4 protein-coding genes are annotated in these 1535 nt (G+C 55.7%); all 4 read left to right on the top strand.

Annotated features, from left to right (window positions below; all coding sequences use genetic code 11):
* Positions 1-41 precede the first annotated feature (41 nt).
* Positions 42-431 carry a hypothetical protein gene (locus ACMTNU_RS20625; RefSeq protein ID WP_413937165.1) on the top strand — a complete coding sequence of 130 codons (390 nt, stop codon included), beginning with the start codon at positions 42-44 and terminating at the stop codon, positions 429-431.
* A complete protein-coding gene (locus ACMTNU_RS20620) occupies positions 373-771 on the top strand; it encodes a hypothetical protein (RefSeq protein WP_413937164.1) in 399 nt (132 codons plus the stop codon). Before ACMTNU_RS20625 ends, ACMTNU_RS20620 begins: the two co-directional genes overlap by 59 nt.
* Positions 772-862: 91 nt before the next feature.
* Positions 863-1048 carry a hypothetical protein gene (locus ACMTNU_RS20615; protein WP_413937163.1) on the top strand — a complete coding sequence of 62 codons (186 nt, stop codon included), beginning with the start codon at positions 863-865 and terminating at the stop codon, positions 1046-1048.
* A gap of 59 nt (positions 1049-1107) precedes the next feature.
* On the top strand, positions 1108-1535 hold a 428-nt coding region (locus ACMTNU_RS20610; RefSeq protein ID WP_413937162.1), incomplete at its 3' end, for a terminase small subunit.

Here is a 1535-nt window from a genome sequence, read left to right as displayed (position 1 = left end):
CTGAAGCAGAAGGGTGCGCATATCGGAAGAAAGGAGGACTCGTGAGACAGGTACTTAAACATTTCGTCACCATTGGACCATTGGTCGGCATCTTCTTGCTGGTGTTTTGGAGTGGAGGCCACTACGAGTCCACCTATGACACCAACACAGCGCAATTATTAGAGTCGTTTCGAGAGCATGCCGCACAACTCGCAACGACGTTGGCGGCTCGGGACCGCACCATTGCGGATCTGAAGGGCAAGATCCGAGTCGCGAGCCTGAAGGTTGAGAAAACCGAGCAATCGTTAGCCGCCTTGAAACAAGCCATGCCGACCGGCGAGCAGATCGTTGCGGAAATCACCCGCGCCACCCTCACAGACAAAGGATTACAACATGAGACACGTCGCATCCTGGGTGATCTTGGCATTACTCATATCGTTCTGCATCCCTAGTCTCAGTGCTGCCGCAACCGTTGAGCTGGATCGAGGCGAGTTCGTCAAGTTACTAGCCAACATTGACCTGCTCAAGCAGCGGCTCGCGAACGCAGACGCGCAAATCGTGCTGCATCTCAAGGGGCGGGACGCGCGGGAGAAGGTGATCTCTTTACAGAAGGAGCACATTGCCGAGCTGGAAGGCATGATTGCGGACTACAAGGCGAAGGGTGAATCGATGGAGCGGCTCGTTGAGGCGTTGGAGCAGAAAGCCGCAGCCAGCAAGCCGTGGCTCAACGCAACCTCGTCGTTTGTGCTGGGCATTCTGGCGGCAGCTGTGGTGTTTACCATTATCCACTGATCCATCATTGCGTGATGATGGATGATCGACGAGTTGCCGTGTTTTGCACACTCTGAATCCATAACGCTGCCATTGATCTAGGATGTAGCGCATGCCGTTCGATGAGGCGTTCCGTGAGCGGTTTATGGCGGGACAATCGACGGAGGATGAAATCGTGGACGCCATAGCCGACGGCATCAAGACTGGCCAGGTCTGGCGAGCCAGGGGGTACTATCGCCGCCTGGCCCAGACGCTGATCGATGGGGGATGGGTGACGGACCGTGGGGATGTGTTATGAAGATCGACAATATGGCTCCTTGTGCTTTATCGTCTAGACGGTTATAATTCGGGTTCAACATGAGCGATTCTCCATCGCCCACTCCTCGCAAACTCACGCCCAAGCAAGAACTCTTCATCATCGAGTACGCGAAAGATTTCAACGCGACCCAAGCCGCGATTCGGGCGGGGTACACCGGGAAGTGTATTAATCGCACGGCTAGTCAGCTCTTGGCGCGGACTAGATATCTAGTTGAGGAGCGACAACAGCAACAGCAAGAGCAGGAGCGCCATCGGCAATTGGCCTTGAGGGCGGCGGGCGGCGTTCCAGAGCCTGACAAACCTCCCGTCAGCGCCATCGCCACGCTTGAGCAATCCCTGCGCCTCGTAACGGCGCTCGCATTTGGAGATCCACGGAAATTATTCGATGCAGCAGGAAATCCCAAGAATCCCGATCAGCTCACGCGGCGGCAAGCCTTGATGTTGACAGGGTTTGATGTGGAGGAGAA

Source organism: Nitrospira sp. BLG_1 (genome assembly GCF_047338595.1).
Taxonomy (GTDB): domain Bacteria; phylum Nitrospirota; class Nitrospiria; order Nitrospirales; family Nitrospiraceae; genus Nitrospira_D.
The sequence above is the reverse complement of the archived record's forward strand: the minus strand, read 5'-3'. Positions and strand labels throughout refer to the sequence as shown.